This window comes from Sphingomonas sp. DMC8 (assembly GCF_056314185.1).
Genome location: NZ_JBQUYV010000001.1, coordinates 815292 through 840548, shown reverse-complemented (window position 1 = coordinate 840548; position 25257 = coordinate 815292). Strand labels below are relative to the sequence as shown.

22 protein-coding genes are annotated in these 25257 nt (G+C 65.2%); 4 read left to right on the top strand and 18 right to left on the bottom strand.

Going from position 1 to position 25257, the window contains the following annotated elements:
* Positions 1–46: 46 nt before the first annotated feature.
* The 3 genes from ACT53K_RS04000 to ACT53K_RS03990 form a co-directional block, all read right to left on the bottom strand.
* Positions 47–2317, bottom strand: a complete 2271-nt coding sequence (locus ACT53K_RS04000) for a tetratricopeptide repeat protein (protein WP_476227234.1) — start codon at positions 2315–2317, stop codon at positions 47–49.
* Entirely contained in the window at positions 2314–3333 is a 1020-nt protein-coding gene (locus tag ACT53K_RS03995; RefSeq protein WP_476227233.1) for a polysaccharide biosynthesis/export family protein, read from the bottom strand. Before ACT53K_RS03995 ends, ACT53K_RS04000 begins: the two co-directional genes overlap by 4 nt.
* A 116-nt stretch (positions 3334–3449) precedes the next feature.
* The gene (locus tag ACT53K_RS03990; protein ID WP_476227232.1) at positions 3450–4808 is read right to left on the bottom strand and encodes a glycosyltransferase family 4 protein; all 1359 of its coding nucleotides are present in this window, start codon (positions 4806–4808) and stop codon (positions 3450–3452) included.
* 219 nt (positions 4809–5027) lie between these two features.
* Between ACT53K_RS03990 and ACT53K_RS03985 the strand changes: the two genes are divergently transcribed.
* On the top strand, positions 5028–5690 hold the full coding sequence (locus tag ACT53K_RS03985; protein ID WP_476227231.1) for an ABC transporter ATP-binding protein: 663 nt from the start codon (positions 5028–5030) through the stop codon (positions 5688–5690).
* A 17-nt stretch (positions 5691–5707) separates the two neighbouring features.
* Here ACT53K_RS03985 and ACT53K_RS03980 read toward each other — a convergent pair whose 3' ends face one another.
* Both ACT53K_RS03980 and ACT53K_RS03975 read right to left on the bottom strand, forming a co-directional pair.
* Positions 5708–6967, bottom strand: a complete 1260-nt coding sequence (locus ACT53K_RS03980) for a glycosyltransferase family 4 protein (protein WP_476227230.1) — start codon at positions 6965–6967, stop codon at positions 5708–5710.
* Positions 6968–7235: 268 nt separating this feature from the next.
* Positions 7236–7607, bottom strand: a complete 372-nt coding sequence (locus ACT53K_RS03975; RefSeq protein ID WP_476227229.1) for a helix-turn-helix transcriptional regulator — start codon at positions 7605–7607, stop codon at positions 7236–7238.
* A gap of 397 nt (positions 7608–8004) precedes the next feature.
* On the opposite strand from ACT53K_RS03975, the gene ACT53K_RS03970 reads away from it, so the two are divergent.
* Positions 8005–8943: an FkbM family methyltransferase gene (locus tag ACT53K_RS03970; protein ID WP_476227228.1), complete on the top strand. Its 939-nt coding sequence runs from the start codon at positions 8005–8007 to the stop codon at positions 8941–8943.
* 8 nt (positions 8944–8951) lie between these two features.
* On the opposite strand, the gene ACT53K_RS03965 is transcribed toward ACT53K_RS03970, so the two are convergent.
* Positions 8952–9548: a hypothetical protein gene (locus ACT53K_RS03965; protein WP_476227227.1), complete on the bottom strand. Its 597-nt coding sequence runs from the start codon at positions 9546–9548 to the stop codon at positions 8952–8954.
* Between the two features lie 231 nt (positions 9549–9779).
* On the opposite strand from ACT53K_RS03965, the gene ACT53K_RS03960 reads away from it, so the two are divergent.
* On the top strand, positions 9780–10358 hold the full coding sequence (locus ACT53K_RS03960) for a cell wall hydrolase (RefSeq protein WP_476227226.1): 579 nt from the start codon (positions 9780–9782) through the stop codon (positions 10356–10358).
* Positions 10359–10364: 6 nt separating this feature from the next.
* On the opposite strand, the gene ACT53K_RS03955 is transcribed toward ACT53K_RS03960, so the two are convergent.
* Genes ACT53K_RS03955 through ACT53K_RS03900 form a run of 12 tightly spaced genes read right to left on the bottom strand, consistent with a single transcriptional unit; the run spans position 10365 to position 22578 of the window.
* Entirely contained in the window at positions 10365–12773 is a 2409-nt protein-coding gene (locus ACT53K_RS03955; RefSeq protein ID WP_476227225.1) for a tetratricopeptide repeat protein, read from the bottom strand.
* Between the two features lie 25 nt (positions 12774–12798).
* Positions 12799–13644 carry a hypothetical protein gene (locus ACT53K_RS03950; RefSeq protein WP_476227224.1) on the bottom strand — a complete coding sequence of 282 codons (846 nt, stop codon included), beginning with the start codon at positions 13642–13644 and terminating at the stop codon, positions 12799–12801.
* Complete coding sequence (gene gspD, locus ACT53K_RS03945; protein WP_476227223.1) at positions 13641–15713, bottom strand: type II secretion system secretin GspD; 2073 nt, start codon at positions 15711–15713, stop codon at positions 13641–13643. Before gspD ends, ACT53K_RS03950 begins: the two co-directional genes overlap by 4 nt.
* Positions 15710–16204, bottom strand: a complete 495-nt coding sequence (locus tag ACT53K_RS03940) for a hypothetical protein (RefSeq protein WP_476227222.1) — start codon at positions 16202–16204, stop codon at positions 15710–15712. Before ACT53K_RS03940 ends, gspD begins: the two co-directional genes overlap by 4 nt.
* Positions 16167–16721 carry a type II secretion system protein GspM gene (gene gspM / locus ACT53K_RS03935; RefSeq protein ID WP_476227221.1) on the bottom strand — a complete coding sequence of 185 codons (555 nt, stop codon included), beginning with the start codon at positions 16719–16721 and terminating at the stop codon, positions 16167–16169. Before gspM ends, ACT53K_RS03940 begins: the two co-directional genes overlap by 38 nt.
* Positions 16718–17707, bottom strand: a complete 990-nt coding sequence (locus tag ACT53K_RS03930; RefSeq protein ID WP_476227220.1) for a hypothetical protein — start codon at positions 17705–17707, stop codon at positions 16718–16720. Before ACT53K_RS03930 ends, gspM begins: the two co-directional genes overlap by 4 nt.
* Positions 17704–18387, bottom strand: a complete 684-nt coding sequence (locus ACT53K_RS03925) for a prepilin-type N-terminal cleavage/methylation domain-containing protein (protein WP_476227219.1) — start codon at positions 18385–18387, stop codon at positions 17704–17706. The genes ACT53K_RS03930 and ACT53K_RS03925 overlap by 4 nt, the downstream gene beginning before the upstream one ends.
* A 5-nt stretch (positions 18388–18392) precedes the next feature.
* On the bottom strand, positions 18393–18767 hold the full coding sequence (locus ACT53K_RS03920) for a type IV pilus modification PilV family protein (RefSeq protein WP_476227218.1): 375 nt from the start codon (positions 18765–18767) through the stop codon (positions 18393–18395).
* The gene (locus ACT53K_RS03915) at positions 18764–19198 is read right to left on the bottom strand and encodes a pilus assembly FimT family protein (protein ID WP_476227217.1); all 435 of its coding nucleotides are present in this window, start codon (positions 19196–19198) and stop codon (positions 18764–18766) included. Before ACT53K_RS03915 ends, ACT53K_RS03920 begins: the two co-directional genes overlap by 4 nt.
* A complete protein-coding gene (gene gspG / locus ACT53K_RS03910; RefSeq protein ID WP_476227216.1) occupies positions 19182–19622 on the bottom strand; it encodes a type II secretion system major pseudopilin GspG in 441 nt (146 codons plus the stop codon). The genes ACT53K_RS03915 and gspG overlap by 17 nt, the downstream gene beginning before the upstream one ends.
* A complete protein-coding gene (locus ACT53K_RS03905; RefSeq protein ID WP_476227215.1) occupies positions 19619–20827 on the bottom strand; it encodes a type II secretion system F family protein in 1209 nt (402 codons plus the stop codon). The genes gspG and ACT53K_RS03905 overlap by 4 nt, the downstream gene beginning before the upstream one ends.
* The gene (locus ACT53K_RS03900) at positions 20827–22578 is read right to left on the bottom strand and encodes a GspE/PulE family protein (RefSeq protein ID WP_476227214.1); all 1752 of its coding nucleotides are present in this window, start codon (positions 22576–22578) and stop codon (positions 20827–20829) included. The genes ACT53K_RS03905 and ACT53K_RS03900 overlap by 1 nt, the downstream gene beginning before the upstream one ends.
* 544 nt (positions 22579–23122) lie before the next feature.
* Between ACT53K_RS03900 and ACT53K_RS03895 the strand changes: the two genes are divergently transcribed.
* On the top strand, positions 23123–24976 hold the full coding sequence (locus tag ACT53K_RS03895) for a substrate-binding domain-containing protein (RefSeq protein ID WP_476227213.1): 1854 nt from the start codon (positions 23123–23125) through the stop codon (positions 24974–24976).
* Positions 24977–25257 lie beyond the last annotated feature (281 nt).

Below are 25257 nucleotides of genomic sequence, written 5' to 3'. Positions count from 1 at the left end.
CCTTCCATGGCGGCGGGAGAACAGAAACGCCTCTCCCGCCGCTTGATCAGCCGGCAGCCTGCGGGTTGACTATCAGGAACGCGCGAATTCGTTCCCAAGGCTGCACCCAATATTCAAAGAGATATGCGCCCCGCATCGCATAAGGTGGTGCCGAGAGATCGAGACAGCGAAATTCGCCGGGCCGGCTCAGATCGACATTGCGATGAGAGTCGATCTTCTCGAATGAATTGGTAAGCAGCACGAACCGATATTTCCCGAATAACTGGTCTCGGAACCGGAATATCTCTGCATCTGGCAGGTGCTGAAGCACGTCCTTCATCAGCAGCAGATCGCCCGAAGGAAGCTCCGCAAGGTCCGCCGGCATTATATCGAACCGCACCGTCTCGCTGGCAAAGCGCACTCGATTTCGATCAATCAGTGCTTCGGCAACATCGAAGCCATGATAGCGAACATCATCGAGATTGACGAAACGGGTAGATTGCCAATCTCCGCAACCGACATCGACAATTACGCGAACTCCATTCATTCGGATGAACTTTTCGAGAAACGCCCGGTACTCGATGGTCCAGTCTGCATGAGAACCGGGGCCACTGTACCCGGCCTCGCCTGCGGCTTCTTCAGGCGTACCACCCGTCGCCTGGACCGGTTCCGATCGCCCCTTTTCGTCTGAAAGACGCCAATTACCCGTCGACGTCTTCTTGTACGAGAGGTCCTCCACGCTCGGCGCAAAGGCGCGATACTGCGCCGTGGTGAAAAAGACCGGCTCGTCGGGCCCACGTTCTCCTTGTCCCATCCAACGCGCGACGGATCGGGTAATCACGCCGGGGCCAGTCGTATGCCAGATATCCGCTGGCGTACCGGCTGCATGTGCTTTTTCGATACCTTCGATCATTTCGGCAAACGCCGCCCGCAAGATCGGGCTACCGGGACTCGCGCCAAGTAAGGCATTATACACATAGGGCGTTACTTCTGCAGAAAGCGCTGCAAAGAATTTGGCGCTACCTACCAATTCCATTACCGAACTGATCGCGCGATCACATCTATCGTCGGCATCAATGTAGATGCCACCTTCCGCAAGAAGATAGGCGACGCGGAAAAAATCAGACTTCATAGCCGGATGGCGACAGTTATCAAAAGCTACGGCCGCCCGCTCACCATGACTCTGAAAAATTAATTCGCGAGCAGAATACTCATGGAACAATCTATGTTCGAAATCGGGATTTTTCTCTTTCCAGGTGGCAATTACTGCAGACACATCCCCCGGAACGTCTGGATCATTCCAGAACTGAACAATCACAGCGGGAATAAAACTCCCCTGCAACGGCCTTTCCGGGGCCTCTGACAGAAATCGAATCCGACCAAAACCGAACATTGCCCTTAGCAAGAGGGTGAAGGCGCCTGTATCGTCGGTATGATCGATCCAGGATCGGCAAAATTGAAACAATTCCGACCAACGCTGCGCCGCCAACAGCATGATTGCATAGAAACGCCGATCCTGATCCTTGATGAATGTAGCATGGCGGATCGCGCGATCTAGATCGCCCGCCTCAAAACAGAGACGGGCAACCAGCATTTCATAGGCAACGACCTCGGAAAATCGGTCGGCCTCCTTATCGAGCACCGCAAGGCCCATAGACGCGCCACTCGCCTGCGCGACGGCGCGAGCCATTATCAGCAATGCCGAAAGGTTGCCGGGATCCTCCCGCAGCAAGCGCCCACATATTTCCTGCGTGGCAGACGTCCGATCGAGGCACATGAACAACCACGCCAGTTCCTGTGCGAGATCGCGTTCCAGCGGCGCCCCTCGGGCGTTGCGCAGGGCAACCAGTTGCTGCGCCCGCATCTCCACGCGCGCATGCCCCTCTAGGGCTGCGGTCCTCGTACTGGCCCACCAGCCCGCCATATTGTCACCCATGGGGCCGACGATTGCCGCAGCGGCACTCCATCGTTCCACAACCACCAGTGCCTGCGCCAAGTTGATCTTGATCTCGTCGTTCTCTGGGTCGAGTGTCAGCGCCTTGCGAAACAGATCGACGGCGGCAAGCGGCCGCCCGAAAGACGCTTCGATGCCCGCCAGCCGAAAATAGACCCGCGGGTCGTCGGGAGCGATCTTGCGAGCACGATCGAAGGCATCGCGCGCTGCCACGAAATCGGCCATGTCCTGATGCAGATGGCCTTTCCGAAGCCAGCACACCGCGTCGTCCGGATTTCTCGCCAAAATCTCGTCATACACGCTCAACGCAGAGGCTACGCGTCCACGCTGAACCAGCAATTCCGCATGATCGGGCGTAAGCGTCCCCCCCTCCCGATCGCTCATCGACTCAACTCCCGTACCGTGAAGATAGGCGAAAATAGCTGGTTGATGATCTGCACCAGCTTGGTGGCCTGATTGGCACGCGCATTGGCGATATAGATCACGTCACCGTTGCGCATCGCGAAATGCTGCGAGACGAAATAGCTTTCCGGCTGGAGCATGTTCAGCCGATAGATGACCGGCGTCGCCGTGCTGCCCTCAGCGGGTGGAAAGGCCCAGCGGAACACGAACACGGCGCTTGCATCCGCCTGCCGGTCCGACGGCCCACCGGCGCGGGCCATGGCCTGCGCCAGGGTCAGGTTGCGCATCTGGAACGGTATTTCGGATACCTTGTCGCTCGCGCCGAACACGGTGAAACTCTGGATACGCGACAGCAGTTCGATCCGGTCGCCCGGCAGCAACACCAGATCGTCAGGAGAGCCGGCCAGCAACTCATCGAGCCCGATTTCGCCGCTCAGGCCACGCCGCGTCACCCGAACCGTGGTATCCTGCGGCGCGCCAGTAGCACCGCCTGCAAGCGCGATCGCGTCGAGCAGATGCTCGCGGGTCAGCGACAGGGGAATACGGCCCGGCGTCTTCACGCCGCCGAGCAGAAACACACTGTTCGTCATGTTTTCGCGGACGGCCACGCTGACCTGCGCATGTTCGGATAGGCCGCGCAGCCGCGCCAATATCGCCTGGGCGATAGATTGGGTCGTCTGACCCTCGGCCATGATACGACCGGCATAGGGCACGACAATGCTGCCATCGCGCGCGACCGTGATGGGCGACAGCGTGGTGCCCGCGGCGGCGGGTTGCCCTGCCGCGCTGCTGCTCGCGCCGGTAAACAGAACATTGCCGACTTCGAATACCGATATCTGCAGCACATCGCCGGGCCCGATCCGGTCGATGTCGCCGTTCGCGGCAAGGTCGGCGAGCCGCTGGGTAGCGCGCGGCGTGCCATTGGCATTCGCGACCGTTTCGGCATTCAGGTCGATCAGCATTGCCGGCAGCCTGGCGTGCGCCTGCGCGGATGCCATCACTTCCACGCGCGTCGGCCCGCTCGATGGGAGGCTAGCACAGCCGCCCATGGCGAGCGGCAAGGCAAGCAATATGATCCGGACGCGACGCAAAAACGGGACGGATAACCGGAAGGTCATGCGGTTGCGGCTTTCGCTGAGGTGGAGGGAAAGGGAGCACCGGGCGCGGGTGCGAGAACCGAGCGGTACAGCGCGGCAAGGCTCTCCCCGAACGCTGCGTCCGAAAAGCGCGCGGCCTGGATAGGACCTGCCTCCGCCAGCCGCTGGCGCAACGCAACATCGCCGTCCAGCGCCCGGATCGCTGCCGCCATGGCGCCGACATCATAGGGATCGACCAGCAAGGCTGCGTCACCGGCGACTTCGGGCAACGAGCCTGCGGTCGAGGTCATGGTGGGAACGCCGCGGGCAAGGGCCTCCACCACAGGCAGACCGAAACCCTCATATAACGAAGGAAATAATACGCCGCGCGCGCCGGCAATCAGCACGTCCAGCATCCGCCGCGGCAGATAATCGAGCTTGCGGATGCGCGCCGCGCCCGAAAGCGTCTGCGAGCCTGGCGTACCCAGCAGGCGCAGTTCATTTTCCGACCGCCAGCTTCGTCCCCCGACCAGCACCAGCGGCGTAGCGACCTCGCTCGCCAGATAGGCTTCGATCAGCCGGCCAACATTCTTCTTGGGTTCGATCGCGCCGAAATAGAGAAAATAGCCCTGCGGCTCGAGGTCGAACAGGGCGCGCAGGCGACCGGCAACCGACTCCCCCGTCAGCGGCGGCACCGGGTCGATCGACTGGTAGCAGTTCACGACGCGCGCGGGGTCGGCCCCCAAAAATTCGATGATGTCGCGGCGAGACGCTTCCGACACCGTGCAGATCCGCGCACCGCGCCGCACGCAGTTCCGCAACATGCGATCGTGCAGCCGCTTGTTTTCCAGACTGGTATGCGGAAGGCGCAGCGGCACCAGGTCATGGATGGTATAGAGATTGACCGCACCGGCCAGCCGGATCGGCACCGGATAGGACCAGTGCATGATCGGGGGCGGCGCATCCATGGTGACAGTGAGGAACTGGCCATAACGCCGGAAATGGCGCCCGGCGACCGACCACAGCGAACCGAAGCTGTAGAGGCGCGAAAAGGGCGGAATGCGCTCGGCAAAAGCCTCCGCCCGCACTCGGCCCTCGACCGGCACCTCCACCATGCGACGCGGCAGCGGCGACGCCCATAGTCGCCTGCGTTTGTTTGGGCTGGCGGCGCCCGCCGGCGCATCGGCGGCTTCGTCGCGTCCGAGTTCGGCAAAGAACAGCGTTTCGCGTAAGTCGCGCGGTGATCGCTTGGCCACCGGAATGCCAAAAAGCAGATCGGGCGCGCGCCCCATGCCGGCAATGGTCCGGGCCAGCGTGCGAGCATAGGTGGCGACGCCGGTACCGCGACTAAGCGCCAGATTAAGCCCGTCTACGCCGACATGGAAGCCTTCGTTCATGGCTTTCACCCGCACGTCATAAAACGGGAATGACGGGGGGAGCCAATCATCGTGTAAAGACGCTCTTCCAAATACATCTAATTTTCTCGATGAATTTATGGCAACACATACAAAGCTATAGTTGTGATATGACAGCTTATATCACTACCAATATTGACTTCATGGAGTTATTTTGCGATATCAAATCACGATATATCTCCATTCCGGGAACGCATTACCGTGATAACGTTCAAAAATGTTTCGATGACGTATCACATCCGTCGATTTCACAAGAATGTATTGAAGGATTTGACGTTCGTGGTACCGCCACGCTCGGCGCTGGGCATTTGCGGCGCGAATGGCGCGGGCAAGTCGACGCTGTTGCGGCTGATGGCCGGCGTGGAATTCCCGACGGCCGGAACGGTGAAGCGGGAAATGCGGGTATCGTGGCCGATCGGCTATGCCAGCGCATTCCAGGCGAGCCTGACGGGGGCCGACAATGTCCGCTTCATTGCCCGGGTCTATCGCCGCCCGGAACAAGAGCTTCTCGAATTTGTCGAGGACTTTGCGCAGCTTGGCCCCTATTTCTGGCAGCCCATCAAGGCGTATTCGGCCGGCATGCACGCCCGGCTCGCCTTCGGGCTCAGCCTCGCGATCGATTTTGACTGCTATCTCGTCGACGAAGTGGCCGGCGCGGGCGACGAACGCTTTCAGGAACGTTGCAATGCCGAAATGCGGAAACGGCGCGACCATGCTGCCATCGTGATGGTTGCACACGGTCCGGATCTGCTGCGTGCCTATTGCAAGACCGGGGCGGTATTGCGCGACGGCCGGCTGGAATTCTTCGATACGATCGACGAGGCGATCGAACGGCACCAGGCCTATCAGCGGCTGGCCGCCTGAATAGCGGCGGCAAGGGCTCATCGCGCCGCTCCCGCGACAGGCGCGGAGGATGCCCGCGCATCTGCATAGAGCGCCCGCAATCGCCGGGCATAGTTTTCCTGCCCGAACATTTTGCCCCGCGCGAACCCCGCTTCGCGCAGCCGGGCGCAAAGCGAATCATCCTTCTCCAGCGCGATCATCGCCTGCGCCAGTGCGTCATCGTCTTCGGGATCGACCAACAGCGCGGCGTCACCCGCCACTTCAGCAAGTGCACCCCGCCCCGAAGTGAGGACGGGGCAACCCAGCGTCATCGCCTCCGCCACCGGCAGACCGAAGCCTTCCGCGAGCGAGGGGAACAGCAAGGCGCGGGCACGACGCATCATCGCCAGCAGCTCGGCACGCGGCACCCAGGGCAGGCGCATGATTCCTGGCTGTAATCGCAATATGGCTTCCAGCCGATCCTCCCCGTCGACGGCCGGGCCCACCACCACCAGCGGCAGGGTAACGCCGCTCGCGGCATGCACCCGCGCGAGCCGCTCCAGATTCTTCCGCCCTTCGACTCGCCCGCAGAAGAAGAAATAGCGCCCCGAACGAAGCCCCCGCGGCAAGGGTGGATCGGCCTGGAGCGGCGCATCGACGCCCTGGAATGTATTGGTCACACGCACCGGCGAAACGCCGAGATGAGCGATGATTTCGCGACGAACCGTTTCGGACACAGTGACGATGCCGTGGGCGTGGCGCACCACCGCGCGCAGGATGGCGCCGTGACGCACCGCGCTGATCCCCGTCAGCTGCGGTTGGGTGATCGGGATAAGATCGTGGATCGAATAGAGGTTCTTCGCACCCGCGACGTAGAGCGGAAGCGGATAGGTCCAGTGCATCACCTCGGGCGGCCGGTCCATCTCCACCGGCAGGGCGCGTCCGTGCAGGTTGAAGAAGACCTGCGCCTCGCGGAACACATCACGCACCACCCATTGGGACGGCGCCGCCTGGGGCAGACTGCGCTCGGCCGTCGCGACCCGCGCACCGCCGCGCGCTGCCGAAAGCCAGCGGCCTACCCGGTTACGGGCACCATCGTCCGCGCCGTCGTCGAGCAGCAGCGGCGCCGCGCCCGCGTCGGGCAGGCATTTGGCCAGCATGCGCGCATAGGTCGCAACGCCCGTGCCTTCGCTGCCGTTGATCTGGCGGCTGTCGAGACAGACCTGCACCGGCGCGCCATCCAGCGTTTCGACCCGCCGGACATAATTCGGATCGTACAATGCCTTCAGGCGCTCGATGTTCGGCAATGCAGGCGTCATCGGCGCGCGGCTCCGTACCAGCGCGCGCCGTGTGAATCACAAAAAGGGTTCGACTGCGTGTTCACGCGCCAGACTGAGCCCCCACCAACGGCCATCCCACGAAGCAGGGAACACCGGGTGCGATCCCCGCTTCGCATCGTTGGTACCGCGGGCGCGGAGGCCAACCCCTAGGCGATTCCACAGGGCCCACAGGGATTTGCGCGCAGCCGCAGGAGATCTCGCCCGGCGCCCCCAATGACCCGTCCCGCCTCGCGGCTAATGTCCGGCCTCAGTTGGTCGTCCGCCGCGGCCGTAGCTTGCGAGTCCGCCGCCAGCGCCCGGGCGAGACGCCGGAGATTCGCGTGAACGCCTTGGTAAAATGGCTCTGGTCGGCAAAGCCGCAGGCGGTGGCCACCTTGGCGATCGGAAGGCCTTCGCGCATCAAGGCCATGGCCCGGCCGATCCGCCGTCTCATATACCATTGATAGGGCGACAGCCCCTCGGTCTCGCGAAATGCGCGGATGAAGTGATTCACCGACATTTCCAGCCGTTCGGCGATTACCACGAGCTCCAGCCCGCCCGTCAACTGCGTCCGCATCATGTCCCGCGCCAGCTTCGCTTGCCAGGGCGCCAGGTGCGCGCGCGTCCGCTTTTCGGGCACGGGCGGCTCCTCACGATGTGCGGGTGCGAATAACAATGATGCCTGGTCGCGCGAACAAGAACGCTCGCCGCCGATGTCCGGGCGAGCTACTATCTCGACGAACCCTTCCATCCCCATCTCCTTGAGGAAGGCCCCCGTCGGACGCCCCTCCCTAACGCGGCGAAAAAGCCGCGGGACAGGTGCACGACATCCTTCCTCATGGGGGAGACAGTTTCGGGTAAGAAAACTGGCAGCACTTTGCCCGACAGTTTCAACCACTTCGGCGGGATTCTGCCGCAGTCGTCCAGCGCGGTTTCCGGCCGACAAAATATTCTGGTGCTATGGAAATCCGCAGGGGTCTCCTGCGCGCGTCATGCCATCTGACGGCCACTACTCTCTGCCTGCAAAAGGATATGGCATGGCCACCGACCGCGCGCCCGGAAATCGCCCCACAGCGCGTCCCGTCGGGGTTCGACGAAAACTGGGGCGTGCCCTTGCCTGGCTGCGCGATCTGCCGCGCGTCAACCAGCGGCTGGCCTACCTGATGGAGCAGACGCATGGCGGTCGCTCGACCTTTGTCGGGAACAACCGGGTGCTGGTCAAATATGTGATCGGCAACCGCAACATCGCCTATTTCGTCGAGGCAGACGACCTGATCCTGAGCCCGTGGTTCATCGCCACCGGCACCTATGAGACCGAGCTCACCGACTATTTTGCCTCAGCACTGAAGTCCGACAGCCATTGCCTCGATATCGGTGCGAATTTCGGCTTCTTCACCTGCCTGATGGCGCGGCTTTGCCCGGAAGGGCGTGTGGTGGGCGTCGAACCGGACGACCATGTCTACCCGTTGTTGCGCGACAATATCGCAATCAACGGCTTTCAGCATGCCACCGCGATTCACGCCGCCGCATGCGACGCGCACCGCCCCCTCACCTTGTATCGTCGCAGCGAGCGCTCGGCGAACACCAGCATCATCCGCGTCGATGACGGGTTCACGGCATCGCTCGGCGAACAGCCCGCCGAGCCGTTCGACATCACGGGCCTACCCGTCGACGCGCTGGCGGAGAGCCTGGAGGGCCGCGTCGATTTCCTGAAAATCGATGTCGAAGGCGCCGAGCCGCTGGTGCTGGCCGGCGCGACGGAAACGATCCGGCGCAATCCGCAGATGGCGATCGTCATGGAATGGTCGCCGGGCCAGTTGCGCGCTGCCGGATTCGATCTGGGCACATTCACAGAAACCCTGCAGGCACTGGCGCTCACACCCTTCGACCTCACCGCGCGGGGACCGCAGCGGCTTTCCTATACGGCGCTGCCCAACCTGCCGTATCGCGCGGGGATTCTGCTGCAGCGCCGCTAGCGACCGGCTCAGGGCTGGCCAGCGCGCAGTGCGGCTTCGCCCAGCGTCACCTTGCATTTGCCCGCGAACAGCCGGCCACGATCGAACGTCATCCCGTCGGCGGCAGCGGTTGTGAACAGGTTCACGACATTGGCGCGCGGGTCGAAACCGTCGAGCACGATCAGCGTCGACGCCGTCGCCGTGATCGGCGTCGCCATCTCCACCCGATCCGGCCAGAAATCGACCACCCGGAAAAAGGGCTTGGCGCTCGTGCCGTTCGACAGTCCATCCGGATCGGCGAGAATGCGAGTGCGCGGGTCGACCGGTTCGGGCGCCGCCAGCGCACTAGGTGCCGGCCCTGTGCGCACCGGCGTGGGTGGAAGGAAGAGCCGGAACACATGATGCCCCTCAAACCGATAGTCCGAGGGGTGCTGATCCTTGGAGGGATCGAAATTGGTGATCCGGCCGATGTCGCAATCGAGCAGTCGCGCGGGGTTCATCGTTGCAGAACCTTCGGAAGCCTGCGCGGCCGCAGCTGAGCCTTTGGTGCCGGTGCCGGGCAGGAACAACAGCGCCGCGACGCCGGCCGCCGATGCTACCCCCAGAATCGCAATCTTTCCAATCATGCCAGCCTCCAGATCCCACGCCTCGTTTATCCGGCAAGTTTGGCAAGTTGAAGTATCCGAAAATTTTGTATCAATTTTTGACAAAATTCACAAAGTTGTCGTCGATCCCACCTCCGTTCCGCTTGTACATTTGTGCGGTAACGGCGGGAATATATTACATACATGTTGCAACATTGCTTCTTTACTATAACCAGCCAGGCTGGCCGATTGACTCTGCTATGGCACTCCCTCTTGATTCTGACGCCTGCCGCCCATGCGCAGGCAACCGAAAACGCAATGGCGGGGGCAGAGCAGCGCGCGCCGGCGGTTGAATGCCTCACGCTCGCCATTGCCTATGAAGCGGGATATGAACCGCTCGAGGGGCAGCGCGCCGTCGCCGAAGTGGTACTCAATCGCGTACGGACGCCGGGCTATCCCAAGAGCGTCTGTGAAGTTGTATTCCAGGGATCGACCCGCAAGACCGGCTGCCAGTTCACCTTTACCTGCGACGGCGCGCTTCGGCGGCGGCTGCCGGAAAAGGTGCTGGCCGGCGCACGCAGCGTGGCCGAAGCGGCGATCGATACCGGGGGCGCCGGGCTGGTCGGCGGCGCGACCAATTATCATGCCTATTATGTCAGCCCGCACTGGGCGACCGAACTGACACGCATAACCCAGATCGGCGCCCACATTTTCTATCGCCGCCCGGGCGCGGCAGAGACGCCTGCCACCCGCATCGTCGCGAGCGCAGCGGTGAAACCCGCAGTCGCTGCCGCCGTGTTCGCACCCTGGGGGCTGGCTCCGCCGGTGGAACCGGCGGTACCCCGCCCCTGAACGCAGTTACGCCGCTACAACGATGGGGCGAGGCGCTTCGCCGCGCTGGTTGATCTCGTACATCTCGCGATAGGCAGCCTCCAACTTCCGCGCTGCGTCGACCGGGTCGAACAGCGTACTCGCGCTGCGCTGCGCTGCCAGTTTGGTTCGTAGCGCGGCCAGTCGTTCCCGATCATTGCCCAGTGCGATCGCCAGCGCGCGATAAGCCGCGAAGTCCGGCGTAACCAGTTCCGGCATCCCGATCGCATGCAACAGGCTGGCAGCCACCCGGCTGGCGAAACTTTTGCCCGGCCGCGTGATCAATGGCAGGCCCGCGCGCAGCGCGTCACTGGCGGTCGTGTGGGCATTGTAAGGGAAGGTGTCGAGGAACAAGTCAGCGAGCTGCAGCCGGTCCAGATGCTCTTCGAGCGGCGCGGATCTCGCGAAATACAGCCGCTCCGCCGACACACCCCGCGCTGCCGCCTCGCGCCGCAAATTCACGCGGGCATCGTCCTCCGGCACCCACAACCAAAGCACACTGCCGGGCACCGCCTGCAATATCTCCATCCACAATCCATAGATGGGTGGCGTGATCTTATACACTTGGTTGAATGAACAGAAGACCAGCGCATCCGCTGGCAATCCTTCGCTTTCGCGTGTCGCGAGACCGGCCAGCGGGCGTAGCGGTGCGTTCGGCTGATAGCAGCCCGGCAATGCCACGACCTGCTCTGTATAATAGCGTCGGTTCGCCTCCGGGATAACAACGGAATCGGCGAGAATATAATCGATGCAGGGCGCACCCGTGCTGCCCGGATAGCCGAGATAGGAAACCTGCACGGGCGCCGCCCGCTCCGTGAAAATGCCGAACCGACAATTGAGCGTGAAACCCTTCAAATCGACGGCAATGTCGATCTCCAGCTCGCGCGCAAGCCGCGCCGCCTCTCGATCGGTAACATCGTGCACATCGATGAACCGGTCGCACGCGGCCTCCGCCCGCGCCCGCCACGCATCGTCCACGGGCTTGCCGAAGGACACGCCGATGATCTCGAACGCATCATGATCATGCGCCTCCATCGTGTGAGCGAACAGATGCAGCGTGGCGTGATGATGGTAATCGGACGAGAAATAGCCAACGCGAATTCGATCCCGCCGCGGATAGGGCGGAAGAGGCGCCGCCGGTCTGCGCTGCCCCGCCAGCCGCGATGCGAGTTCCCGATGGAAATCGGCATCGTCGCTTAAAGCGAGCACCGGGAATAGGTCGGGTTCCTTTATCGGTCGCGCCAATGCCTGCTCGCGCAGATCTGCCACTAGTTCGTCGAACCGATCCCAATGGGCCTCGCGCATGCCGGCATGGAGCCTGAGGCTCGGTTGCGCGCGAAGCGGATCCAGCATTGCGGCGCGTTCGAAGGCGGCAATCGCATCCTGATAGCGCTGCAAGAAGAAACAGAGGATGCCTCGCTGCTCGATCAGGCGCGCGCTATCGGGCGAAATAGTTTCGAGCTGATCGATGATCTCCAGCGCCTCCTGTCGGCGCCCGGCGTCGTACAGCGTCTGGGCCATGCCCTCCAGCGAGGCGATACGCTGACCGTCATGCTGCACAGCCGCCTGATAGCATTGCACCGCTTCGCCAAAGCGGCGCTGGCACGCAAGCACGACGCCCAGGCTCTGATAGGCATCGACCATGCCCGGCTCGCGCGCCAGCGCTTCGCGGTAACAGAATTCGGCCTCTTCATAGCGCCGCACGGAACCCAGCACTTCACCCAGATTGAACAGTGCGGCAGTGTGGCCGGGCTGTCGCGCCAGCAGGTCGCTGAAGCCGTCGATCGCTTCGTCCAACCGTTCCAGCTTGCTTAGCGCGGTCGCCCGGTTGCACATCGCATCAAGATGGTCTGGATCGAGCGCCAGCGTGCGCTCGAACGCTGCCAGCGCTTCTGCATGCCGATCCATATCGGCTAGCAGCAGCCCGCGATCGAGATGGGTTATTACCCGATCCGGCGCACGGGTGAGCACGGCATCGAAGGCAGCCAATGCCGCTTGCTTTTGCCCCAATGCCTTCAGCGCCAGCGCGCGGTTGTTGTGCGCTGAAACCAGATCGGGATCGCATGCGAGGGCCCGATCGAACGCCTGCAGCGCCGGCTCCATGAAACCGACAATGGCCAGCAAAATTCCCCTGCCCTCATGCGCCTCCGCATCCTCAGGGTCGATCGCGATTGCCCGCTCATAGCTTTCCATCGAAGGGCCGCCCTGCCCCATCTCTAGCAGCAGATCGCCGCGGGTGCGGTGTAGCCGGCCATTTGCCGGGTCCAGTGCCAGCGCCTCGTCCAGTGCGCGCACGGCCTGGGGAAGCTTGCCTTTCTCGCGGAATTTGCGGGCGCGGGTAGCCAGATCGCGAACCTGGGCAAGGCGTGCGCCATCAGGCCTGGCGGCTGTCTTCATGCTGATTTCCTTGGGCAAAAGGGCATCATTCATAGGACCGGACCAGATAAGGCCCGGCGGCATCGCCGGTGAGTTCCACCAGCACCCGCCGCACCGCGCGGGCATTGTCGGGCAACACCGCCTCGACCGCGATGGCGATTGGCCGGCGCAGGATGGTGGTGGTGCCGACAAAGGCCAGTGCCTGGCGATTGCCGGCGCGCTCGCGGGTGCGGTCGATGACCGCGGGGTTGGCGTCCCCGCCCTTCAGCATCACGGCGAGCGCGCGTGGATCAGCGAAATCGGGGCGAAAGCCGCCGGTTCGGCTGACGGTGGTGACGATGGGGCGCAGCCGCTCCACCAGAGCCGCGTCGAAGCCGCGCACCAGCGCAAGTTCGTCGATGGAGGCAAGCAGGCCGTTGGCCGGAGCCACGCCGCGTGCCGCGTAATAGCTGCGCTCGGCGCCGAAGGGCCGCGCGTCGTTGTCGAGGTCCAGCCAGTCGAGCAGGGAATCGCGGGCGATCCGCAGCCGCTCGCCCGTAAGCCCGCCAACCTCCAGCAGTCGTGTCGTCTGCGCTTCGTCGATCGCGTCGATCGGCACCTTGCCACGCTCGTCCTCCACCCGCACGCGCAGGACCGCGTCGTGAAACCGCAGCCGCCGGGTCCGCCCATCGGGCGCCCAGCCTTGCGCCGTTTCGTCCGCAAGCAGATGGCTGATCGCCATCGCCACGCCCGCATCAGCCGCGGCGCCGGCGCGTAGCTGCGCCTGCTCGCCGCGCACATCCGCCATGGCAATGCGCGCGGCCGACAATATCGTCAGCGCCATCGCCGCGAACACGGCAATGCTCGCCACTGCGGCGACCAGTGCATAGCCCTGTTCGCCGGCGGGCTTCACGGGATTTTCCCTTCGCTGCGGAACGGCTCCAGCGTGCGCAGCTTGGCGCGCAGTTCCTCGGTGATGGCATGGCCGTCGTCGGCAGTGCGGATGACGTGGGGCTTCATCAGCACGATCAGTTCGGTCCGGTTCTGCATATGCTGATGGCTGCCGAACAGACCGCCGATCACCGGAATGCGCGAGAGGATCGGCACACCGTTCTTGCCGAGCGATTGCGAGTCACGAAACAGGCCGCCCAGCGCGATGACCTGCCCGTCCTGCACCGCCACCGATGTGGAAATGCGGCGCGTGGAGATCGTCGGCGACGCGATATTGGTCGCGCTCGACGCTCCGCTGGCGTTGGTGTTGACGTCGCTGACTTCCTGCGAAATGTCGAGCAGCACCAGCCCCCCGGCATTCACGCGCGGCGTGACCTTCAGGATAACGCCGGTATCGCGATATTCGATCGAGTTGACGATCGGCGCGCCGGGGTTCTGCACGCTGACGGCGGTGCCCGAAGAAACCGGCACCTGATCGCCCACCTGCAGCGCCGCCGTCTGGTTGTTGAGCGTCACCAGCTTCGGCGCCGACACCACTTTCACATTCGTGCGCTGTTCGAGCGCGTTGAGCGCCGCCGAAATGCTGTTGCCCGCAAGGAAATAGGAGAAGCCCGCCTGGGTCGGCCCGGCCGGCATCGCAGCCCCGTCCGTGACGCGGAAATTGCTCTGCCCGGTCAGCCAGTTCCACTGCACCCCGTAGCGTAGCGTGTCGGTGAGCGTCACTTCGGTGATCGCCGCTTCGATCATCACCTGATAGGGCGGCACGTCGAGCTTGCGGAGCGCGTCCTCGACCACCGCATAGTCGCGCGCGGTGGCATAGACGACGATGGCATTGTTGACGTCGTCGGCGGTGATCTTGGCGCCAGCGCCGCCGCTTTCGCCTGCGGCACCTTGCTGGGCGGAACCGGGCGCAGCGGGTGCACCACCCGGGGCGGGCGTATTCGCCGGCCGGGTGCGGTTCGCATCGCCTGCGCCCTCGCGACTGCGCCGTTCACCGGTGCCGAACGGATCGCTGCTGCCGCTGTCGAATTCGTCCTCACCGCCGCCGCTGCCAAAGGCGCGGTTGAGCGTGCGCGCCAGATCGCGCGCGCGCCCGTTCTGCACGCGATAGACGAACACCCGCCGCTGCGCGCTTTCGCCTTCACGATCGAGGATTTCCACCCAGCGGCGGACCTGTTCCAGATATTGCGGCTGGGCGCTGATCGCGAGAATGCCGTTCAGCCGCTCCATCGTGATGAGCCGCACCAGCCCGCGCGTGGGTGCGTCGTTCGCGTTGATCAGCTTGTCGAGCTCGGGCGCGATCAGCCGGCTGTCGGTGCGTTCGGGCACGAACAGGGCAAAGCTCATATTGCGCAGCCAGTTGACGTCGAACTGCTCGATCAGGCCGCGCGCGCTGTTGCGCTGGCCGGTGGTGCCGGCAATGGTGATGCGGTTGCCCGCCGCGTCGACCGCCGTGACCACGCCCGGCAACGCACCGTCGATCACCTTGCGGATCTCTTCGGCATTGGTGAAGTGCAGCGTCAGCACTTCGGTGCCGAACCCCACCGCGTCGGGCGCAACCGGTGTCTGCGCGGCGGAGAGGGGGCGAACCATATAGCCGTTGCCCGCCGGCACCAGCGCCAGATTGGCCGTGCGCAGCGCCGCCTCGAACAGCCGGATCAGTTCCGACCGCGCCACCTGCCCCGGCGTAACCAGCGACACCTGGCCCTGGGCCGCAGGCTCGACGGCAATTGCAATGCCGGTCAGCTCCTGCACCGAAGCCGCTACCGTCCGCACATCGGCGCCTGGCAGGTTGACAGCGATGTTGCCGCGCTTCAGCGGCTGCGGCGCGGTCTGGCGTGGTGCCGCTGCAGGCACCTCGCCCGGCAGGATCGTAGCGCGCACCTGCGGCTCGGCCCGCTCCGCCTCTGCGACGATGGCGGGCGGCTGCGGAACCGCGATCGGCTGTGGGGGATGCTGCGGCGTACAGCCCGCAACGATCGCCATCGCGGCGACCGATCCGAATCCCCTTGCCCGGCTGTGCGCATTCACTGTTGTTCTCCCGTTACGGCGCCAGCCGGCGCACTCACCCGGCCCCCGAAGGGCACCGTCAAACTGGTCTTGCCGCGCGTCAGCCGCACCGATCCGGCATCGATGCCGGTCAGCCGCCACGCGCCGACCGCAGCCCCCGGCCGCAGCCGCGCGACATGGCCATCGACCCCCTGCACCAGCGCGAACCGCGCCGCGCCAATGCCGATCGACCCGAGCACCGCCGGCCCCGCCGGTTGCGCCGAAGCACCCGCAGTCGGCAGAGGCGGCGGGGTGAACAACCCCGGTCGTACGTTGCGGCGGACAAGCGGCGGCGGCGCAGGCAAGGCGGCGGTCGCAGTCGCACCGCCACGCACCGCACCGGCCACCGGCAGGGACTGGTCGGGCGGCACGGCCACCTGAAACGCCAGCGCCGCCGCCAGCAGCAGCGCAAGCGCCAGCGGCAGCCGGGCGCCCCTATCGAAGGGCGGCAGCGCGGATCGGAACCGAGACATCGAGATCGACTTCCAATGGAGCATTGCCAGTGGCGACCGCGCCTTCCGGCGCAGTGACGGAGAGGGATTCGATCACCAGCCAGGGCGGCTGGCGCTGCAACTGGTCGAGCAGGGCAAGCAATTGCGGCAGCGACAGGCGCAACCCGGCGCGGATGCGCGCCCAGCCAGGCCGTCCCTCGGCATCCTCGCTATCGCCCGGCGTGCCGCCGGCGCGCGTCACCGCCGCTTCCAGCCGCGCGCGCAACCATTCGCGCCCCGCCTCCGCCGTGCGGGCATCGGCGACATAGCCGTTCAGCGCCGCACGCGCCGCCTCGGCCTGCCGACGCAGTCGCGGTATCGCGGCGATAGTGCGCAGATTATGGACGTAGCGCAGTTCCAGCCGCTCTCGCTCGGCAGCGCGCGCAGCAAAGCCGGCTGCGATCGGCAGGACCAGCAGGTAATAGACTGCCGCCACCAGCGCGATCAGGATCAACAGCGCCACCAGTCGGCGCTCGCGCGCGGAAATCGGGCGCTTCATGGCCGCACCTTCGCTCTCAGCTCGAAGGGGGCTGCGCCCTGCGCACCTCCCTGGCTTTCGTCGCTATTCGCCTTGAGCTCGGTGAAGCGCCCCGCCCGGCGCAGCGCCCCCGCGACATCGGCACCGGCCGGGCGATAGCCGCTGAGCCGCAACCCTCCGCCGTCCCAGACATAATGTTGCAGCCAGACGCCCTGGGGCAGCGCACCGTCGACAGATTGCAACACGCCCAGCACATCATGCCGCCGACGCTGTGCCACGACTTCGCCGGCAGTGCGGCGCGCCGCATCCGATCGATGCGCGATCTGTTGCGCAATCGCCACCGCCGGCTGCTGCGTATCGACGAGTTGATGCAGCCGATCGACCTGCGCCTGATCGCGCCAGATCCACGTGCCGATATTGAGCAGCGCCAGGAAACCCACGACCGTCCACCAGAAGGCCGCAGCACCGCGCGAGGCCGCCAGCAATCCCGCAGCGCGCAGCGCCGGGAGAAAATCGACCTCCCGGCCGTCGGTCAGCACGCCCGCGGCCACCAGTCCCTCCGCCTGCAGCGCAGTGACGATGTCCCGCGCGGTAGCCATCGGCAGTCCGGCCACGGCAACCTGCACGCGCCCAGGCCCGCTTCCCGGCCCGATCACGCGCCCGGCGACCAGCCCTGCTTCGTCGGTAAAAGGCATCAACCGCTCGCCGTCGATCGCGAGCATCTGCTGCAAATCCCGGCGGCTGGCGGCGGGGCGCTCGACGATGCGTGTCAACACGGCATGCGCGGGAACGATCACCGCCACACGACTGCCGGCACCGATCCGCCGTGGCCGTTCGGAGACCAGCCGACCGTCCCGGAACCATAGCCGCGGAAAGGCACCATTCGTCCGGCGGCGCAGCCGGACAGGCACCAGACCCTCCAGCTCGCCGACCCACCAGTGCCATCCCTGGGCCGCCATGCGCGCAAGTGTCGCCATATCGGCATCGAGTATGCCGCGCTCGCTCACAGCTTCGTCCCGCAGGGGCTGTAGCCGCCGTCGAGCGAGCAACTGCCGTTGATGGTGGCGCCCGGCCGCACGATCAGGTCCGGCCATGCGCGCGCATCGCCGGGACGGAACTCGACCCGGATGGCGATCAGTTCGGGCGGGCGGCCCCGGTCCCACCAAATGTCCTGCCATGCCGAGACGCCGCTTGCGGTGGGGCCGAAATAGCGGATCGACACCCTCGACACCCGGTCCACCAGCGGTGTCGCCGTCCACCCGGTCACTTGCATGCCGTCGCGGCTTACTCCGGCACGGCGCATGCTGGTGTCGAACAGGACAAGCCGCCCGTCCTCGCTGCGCGCCAGTTGATATTGATGGAGCGCGTCCGGTGCATCGCGGTCGAACGCCGGAGCGTAAAAGCGCATGCGGTTGCCATCACCCTGCATCATCACCGTCGGCACGGCTGCGCGCGGGTCCGTGATCGGCACCAGTCGTGCGATCGTACTGCGCAACAGCCGCTGCGCCGCGATGACTTGCTCGGCGGCAGCACCGTCGCTGCGCATCCGCAAGGCCGCCGCCCCGGCAAAATGCAGCCCCGCCAGGAGCAGGGTGGACGCCATTCCCATCAGCGCCAGGCCGACAAGCAATTCGATCAGCGTGAAGCCGCGGTCCTGCCGGTCAGGTGAGAGAAGCGACTGCGCCATTGCCATCACCGCACCAGCCGCAATGTCGCCACGCTGGTCAGCACCTTGCCGCTATCAGCATCGGTGATGCGGATGCGGACTTCCTGAAGCGGCGGGCGCCCGTCCCGCGCATTCCCTGCCTCTGTCCGGCGGCTGATCTGCCAGAGCAGCACGCCGCGCCGCCCCTCGTCCTGCAAGCCGGTGCCGCCGGGCACCACGCTTTCCGCGAGCAGCGACTGGGCGAGCAATATCGCTTCGCGCCGCCGCCCCAGATCATGCGCGAAGCGGACATTGTTAGTCAGCGTCTGGAACAACAGCCCGCTCATCATCGCGATCACGGCGAGCGCAACAAGCACCTCGACCAGGCTGAACCCAGCATCTCCCCCGGTGGCGCGCGTCATGGCAGGCGCTCCAGTCGCCCGGTCCCGCCATCCACGCGCCAGCGGCGTGCCTCGCCCGGCGCTTCCAGCGCCAACCGCCCCCCGATGGCGCTACCATCGGGGTAGAAGGCAATGCCGCCGGGCGGCAGGCGCAGCAGCGTGGCCTCCGGCAGCATTTCGTCGGTATCACCGAACGTGAAGCCATTGCTGCTGGCATCGCCGCGTACGCGCACCATACGACCGCCGCTCAACGCCTCGGCACGTGCGGTACGCAGCCCCGCCTCCACGCGCGCGCAGGCGTCCAGAAACGCCTGCCGTCGCAGCGCCCGGTCCAGCACGGGATAGGCGATGCCGCTCACCAGCCCCAGAATCGCGAGCACCACCAGCATCTCGATCAACGTGAAGCCGGCCGTTCGCGCAGAATGGGCGGCAATGTCACCAGCTGCCGACATCCCGCGCCTCGCCGGTTCCGCCGGGCTGGCCGTCCGAGCCCAGCGTATAGACATCGACATCGCCATGCTCGCCCGGCACGCGCATCAGATAGGGGCGGCCCCAGGGGTCGATCAGCGCCGTCTGTTCGGGCAGATAAGGGCCGTTCCAGCTCGGCACATTAGGCGGCTGCTTCACCAGCGCCTGCAGCCCTTCCTCGGGAGTGGGATAGCGCGACGCATCGAGCTTGAAGAGGTTGAGCGCGGCAACGATGTTCTTCGCCTGCACCCGCGCCGACTGCGTCTTGGAACTGTCCAGATATTTGATGACCTGCGGCCCCACGATCGCCGCCAGCAGCCCCAGGATCGCCAGCACCACCAGCAGCTCTAGCAGCGTGAAGCCCCCCTCGCCGCGCCCTTTGCGCATTTGCCCCCGTCGCTTGTTCATGATGCCACCGCCAGATCGTTGAAACCGAGAATGGCCGACATGATCGCGGCGATAATCGCCGCCACCGTCGCGCCCAGCACCACCGTGATCGCGGGGGTGAGGATACCGATCAGCCGTTCGAGCCGCGTCCGCACGTCGCGGTCGAGCACATTGGCAAGCCGCGTTAGCATCATGCCGAGCTGCGACGTCTCCTCGCCGGTCCGCAGAAAGCCGATCGCCAGCCGCGGCAGTGCGCCCGACGCCGCCAGCGGCGCGGTGAGCCCCCCGCCCTGCTTCACGCCGTCCGCCACGCGCGCGATCGCATCGGCCAGCACCCGGTTCGTGAGCGTTCGCTGCGCCAGTGCCAGCGCGGCCGGCAGCCCCACTTCGCCCTCCAGCAGTGCGCCCAGCGTCCGGGCGAACCGCGCCGTTTCGATCCGCCGGACCAGCTCGCCCAGCAGTGGCAGCGCCAGCATCAGCCGGTCGCGCACCAGTCGCACCGCCGGCTGGCGCAGCGCCGCCGCCAGGCCGGCGCCGGCCATGCCCACCCCCAGAAGCAACGCCAGGCCATAGCCGCGCGCGATGCGGCTCGCCGTCATCACCACCACGGTAGCGGCGGGCAGCTTCGCCTCGGCGCCAGCAAACATGCTTTCGAACTGCGGCACCACGAACAGCAGCATCAGCAGCACCACGCCCACCGCCACCACCAGCAGCGCGACGGGATAAATCATCGACGACACCACCAGCCGCCGCAGCTCCGCCTCGCGCTCCAGCGTGTCGGCCAGCCGCGTCAGCGCCTCGCCCAGCCGGCCATTGGCCTCGCCCGCCTCGGTCATGGCAATGGCGGTGGGGGAAAACAGCCCGGGCTTCATCGCCATGGCGCGCGACAGTGGCACGCCTTCGCGCACCTCGCGCAGAATGTCGGCGAGGTGCGTCGGAACCCCGCGATCCTCGACATTCTCGATCGCCAGTGCCAGCGCGCGATCGAGCTGCAGCCCGGCTTCGATCAGCACCGCCAGCTCCCCCACGCTGGTTGCCCCTGCCGCACGGCCGGCGGCGCGCGGTGCCCGCGCCCGTGCAGTCAAGTCCGCCACGGGATGCAGCTCGACTGGCGTGGCGCCGGTGCGGCGCAGCGTCTCGACCGCCGCGGCGCGGTCCGCCGCCTCGATCTGGCCGGACAACGCCGACCCGTCGCGTTTAAGCGCGCGATAGCGGAACTGGGCCATCAGCCTTCCCCGCTTGCCACGCGCAGCACTTCCTCGACGCTGGTCAGCCCCTGCCCCGCCTTGCCGATGCCGTCTGCCAAAAGGCTGCGCATACCCGCCGCCTCGCCCGCCGCGGCGATTTCCGGCGTGTCGGCCCGGTGCAGGATTAGCCGCGCCACCTGCGGATCGACCGTAAGAAACTCCAGGATCGCCAGCCGCCCGGCATAGCCGCTCTCGCCGCATGCCGCGCATCCCGACGCATGATAAAGCCGCGTCACCCGCTGCGCCGCCAGTACCGGCTGCAGCGCGGCCGGCGCCTCGGCCGGGTCATAGGGAATGCGGCAATGGGGGCAGAGCCGCCGCACCAGCCGCTGCGCCAGCACGCCGGTGAGCACCGATCCCAGCAGGAACGGCTCCACGCCCATGTCGAGCAGGCGCGACACGGCTCCGGCCGCGGTGTTGGTGTGCAGCGTAGACAGGATCATGTGGCCGGTCAGCGCCGCCTGCACCGCGATCTGCGCCGTCTCGGTGTCACGGATTTCGCCCACCATCATGACATCGGGATCCTGGCGCAGGAACGAGCGGAGCGCCGTGCCGAAGGTGAAGCCGATCGCCGGGTTCACCTGAGTCTGGATCACCCCCGGCAGGCGATATTCGATCGGGTCTTCGACCGTCAGCAGCTTGCGCTCCGGCCGGTTGAGCTCGGTCAGCGCGGCATAGAGCGTCGTCGTCTTGCCGCTGCCGGTGGGGCCGGTGACGAGCACGATGCCGTGCGGATGCGCGATCGCCGCCCGCATCCGCGCTACCAGATCGGCCTCGAACCCCAACGCGGCGAAGTCGAGCGCCAGCTTCGAGCGGTCGAGAATGCGCATCACCACGCTTTCGCCATGGATCGACGGCGCGGTGGCGACGCGCAGGTCGATCTCGTGCCCGCGCACCGACAGGCGCAGCCGCCCGTCCTGCGGCAGCCGCCGCTCGGCGATGTTCAGGCTGGCCATCACCTTGATGCGCGACACCAGCGGCGCGCGCATCGCCACCGGCAACCGGGCGGACTCGCGCAGCATCCCGTCGATGCGGAAGCGCACCGCCAGACCGTCGTCGGTCGGCTCGATATGAATGTCCGACGCACCGGCGTCGACGGCGCGACCGATCAGCCGGTTGACCGCGCGGATCACCGGCGCATCGCTCACCAGATCCTTCAGCCGCTCGATATCGTCGCTGTCGATCGCGGCGTCGGCCTCGTCGGCGGCCGGGTCGCGCGGATGATAGAGCCGCTCGATCGCCGCATCAATGTCGCTCGCCCGCGCCAGCACCCGCTCGACCGGACGGCGGAACAGAAAGCCGAACGCCTCGGCGATGAAGGGATCGAACGGGTCGCACGTCGCCACCCGCACCGCCGCGCCCTCACAAGCGATCGGGAGCGCACGCATCTCGCGCAGAAAGGCGAGCGACGGCGCGGCACCCTCCACCGGGCGCGCCGGCATCGCCGCGGCGGCGATCCGCGGCAGGCCGGTCACCCGCGCCAGCTCCGCAAGCACCCGATCCTCGGACACCAGCCCGAGTCGCGTCACTACCGCATCGAGTCGTTCGCCGGTCTCGGCGACGATCAGCAGCGCGCGCTGCAGCGCTTCTTCGGACAAAAGCCCCCCGCGGCGGAGCATCTCCTCCAGCCCCGAGGGCAGCGGCGCGGCCGGCGCAGCAGAAAAAGCGACGGAATCGGCCGGGGCACGCATTTTGTCGTAGGAACCTACAATATTTGCCCGGTCCAACATGCTATGCTCGCTCGTAGCCGCGACTTCCAAGAATAACAGCACCTCCCTCCATGTACTTTTAAAGTACATGTCGCCGGCGCGCCGCACCGATCCGGCTTAGACCGCCATTGCTACAGTTCGGTTTCAAATGCTTGCACATGATGCATGCAGCATTACGGGGACGCATTCACCACCGTTTTTGTAGATTCTTGATACAAAGTTTGGTCATCTCGGAATTATCACAATTCTGTAATTTGATACCGATACCCATCACTCGCCGGATGGGAATCAGGTTCGAGTCCGGCACCATATATCATGAATTCAGGACGAGAATTCATGATGTCGAAACGCGCCTAGACCGGCATTTTTGCCGGATTTGTTTGGACTCTTCTTGGAAATATCGCATGCAATCCGGTATTTCACCGGACTAAGCGGTGCGACCGAGCAAGATGTACTGAACGGAACAGCCAATTCCCGCCGGAACCACGGTTCCCGGCGTGCCGGTCTGTGCGCGTCTGTGTGAAGGCGTTGCGTGAAACAACTTGACCCGAACAGGAGACCTAGCATGAAGCGTTTCAAGACTGCGCTCTTCCTGGCGACTGTCGCCAGCGGCGCGATGATCGCCTCGGCCGCCCAGGCCCAGACCAACATTGCCAAGCCCGCCAGCAACGACGGTGAGCAGGTGCTGCACGGCGTCGGCGCCACCTCGATCCAGAATGTGCTGGTGCAGGAACTGAACTGCCTCGGCGCGACCAGCTACGATCTGGGCCTGGTTGCCGGCACCACGCAGACGCTGCCGGAACCGACCGACCTGCCGTATAGCGGCGGCACGTTCAATTGCTCGACCCAGTCGCTCGAGCCCAATTTCGCCGCCAAATATGTCGCCACCGGCTCGGGCTTCGGCAAGACCGCGTGGCGGACCGCGTCGGGCACCAACCCGTTCAGCGGCAGCAACGTCAATCCGTTCGGCACCTGGACCAGCGTCCAGTTCGCGTTCTCGGATTCGAACCTGACCGTAAGCACCGATCCGACGAAGGACGAGCTGACGCTCTATACCAACGCCGTGTCGAGCGTTGCCGGTCCGGCGGTGTTCTTCCCGAAATATGTGCTGCCGGTCGCGGTCGCCTATAATCCGGTCTATGGCAAGAACACGTCGAACGTTTCGATGAACTTCAACGTTCAGTCGCCCAAGTCGATCCTGGGCGTCACGGCAGGCGGCCTGCAGCTGAATGCCAAGACCTATTGCCGCATCTTCAACGGCGATGCGAAGAACTGGAACGATTCGGACATCACGGCGGACAATGGCGGCACGCCGCTCTATGACCCGACCAACGACAGTGCGACCCGCTGGACCAACGAAGGTGCGCCGATCCGTCTGATCGGTCGCATGGACAAGTCGGGCACCACCGACATCTTCACGCGCCACCTGGCGGCCGTGTGCGGCGGCGCCATGGGCTCCGGCATTGTCAACAAGTTCCAGCAGCATGCCGAAACCCTGCCCTTCTACCATGACAGCAGCTCGCCGAACTTCTCGTCGATCCGTTCGGATACGGGCCTGAACCCGACTTCGACCGCTTCGTCGGCGAACAGCACCGAAGACGCTGCCCATATGTCGGTCAGCAACACCTATTTCGTCAGCAGCACGGCCGGTTTCGCCACAGTCAGCGGCGGAACGTCGGGTGCGCCCACCCAGTCCGGCAGCGGCCTGGTCAATGGTTCGGGCCTGTTCATCGTTGCCAATGGCTCGGGCGCGGTTGCCAATGCCATCAACTATGGCCCCGACTTCACCGCGGCGTCGGGCGTCAAGCTGAACGGCAAGATCGGCTATATCGGTTCGGACTTCGTCGTTCCGGCACAGCCGACCTATGGCCTTTATTCGGCCGCACTGAAGGGCAGCGCAGGCGCAAGCAGCAATGCGAGCGACTATCACATGCCGTCGGCTTCGGAAGGCCGCGCGGCCGTCGGCACCGTCCTGCCGCCGCAGAGCAATAGCGATGGCAGCTATAACTCCGGCGGCTTCGGCCACCGCTCCACGCCGACCGACTGGGTGGATGCGCTCTATGCCGGCAGCTCGAACCTGTCCGCGCCGGCCTCGGGCTATCCGATCACCGGCACGACGCAGTTCGCGGGCTATACCTGCTACAAGTCCGGCAACGCCAATGCGGTGCTGAACTTCCTTGGCTGGAACATGGAAACCATCACGACCGACTCGGCGGGCAACAACCGTGCCGGCGTGTTCACCAAGGACACCGGCTCGACCGTCAGCGACTCGGGCCTGCTGGCCCGCTCGAACATCGGCGTGATGCCGGATGCATGGCAGCGTGCCATCGCCGACACCTTCCTCAGCAACGCCAACAGCCTGAACCTGCAGATCCGCACCACCGGCTTCGGCGTGTGCTCGGGCAAGACCGGCCGCTGAGCCAATCTCGATCCCACAATCGGCCCCATCAACCTGGCCCCCGGCGCAAGCCGGGGGCCATTTTGTTTTCCGGCTTTGCATTCCACCGGGGGGATGGCGAAGGCGGCACGGCGCTGTTGCGGGAGATGCCAGCCTGCGCTGGCATGACAATGGGGGGATGAGACGATGGAGGATGAGAGGAAGTCGCCGGGGTCATGGCAGGAAGATATTCCCCGCGCCTTTGCGACCTCCGTTATACCGAGTTGCGTTGATAAGAACCCATCGCTGATCCGTGAAGCGTC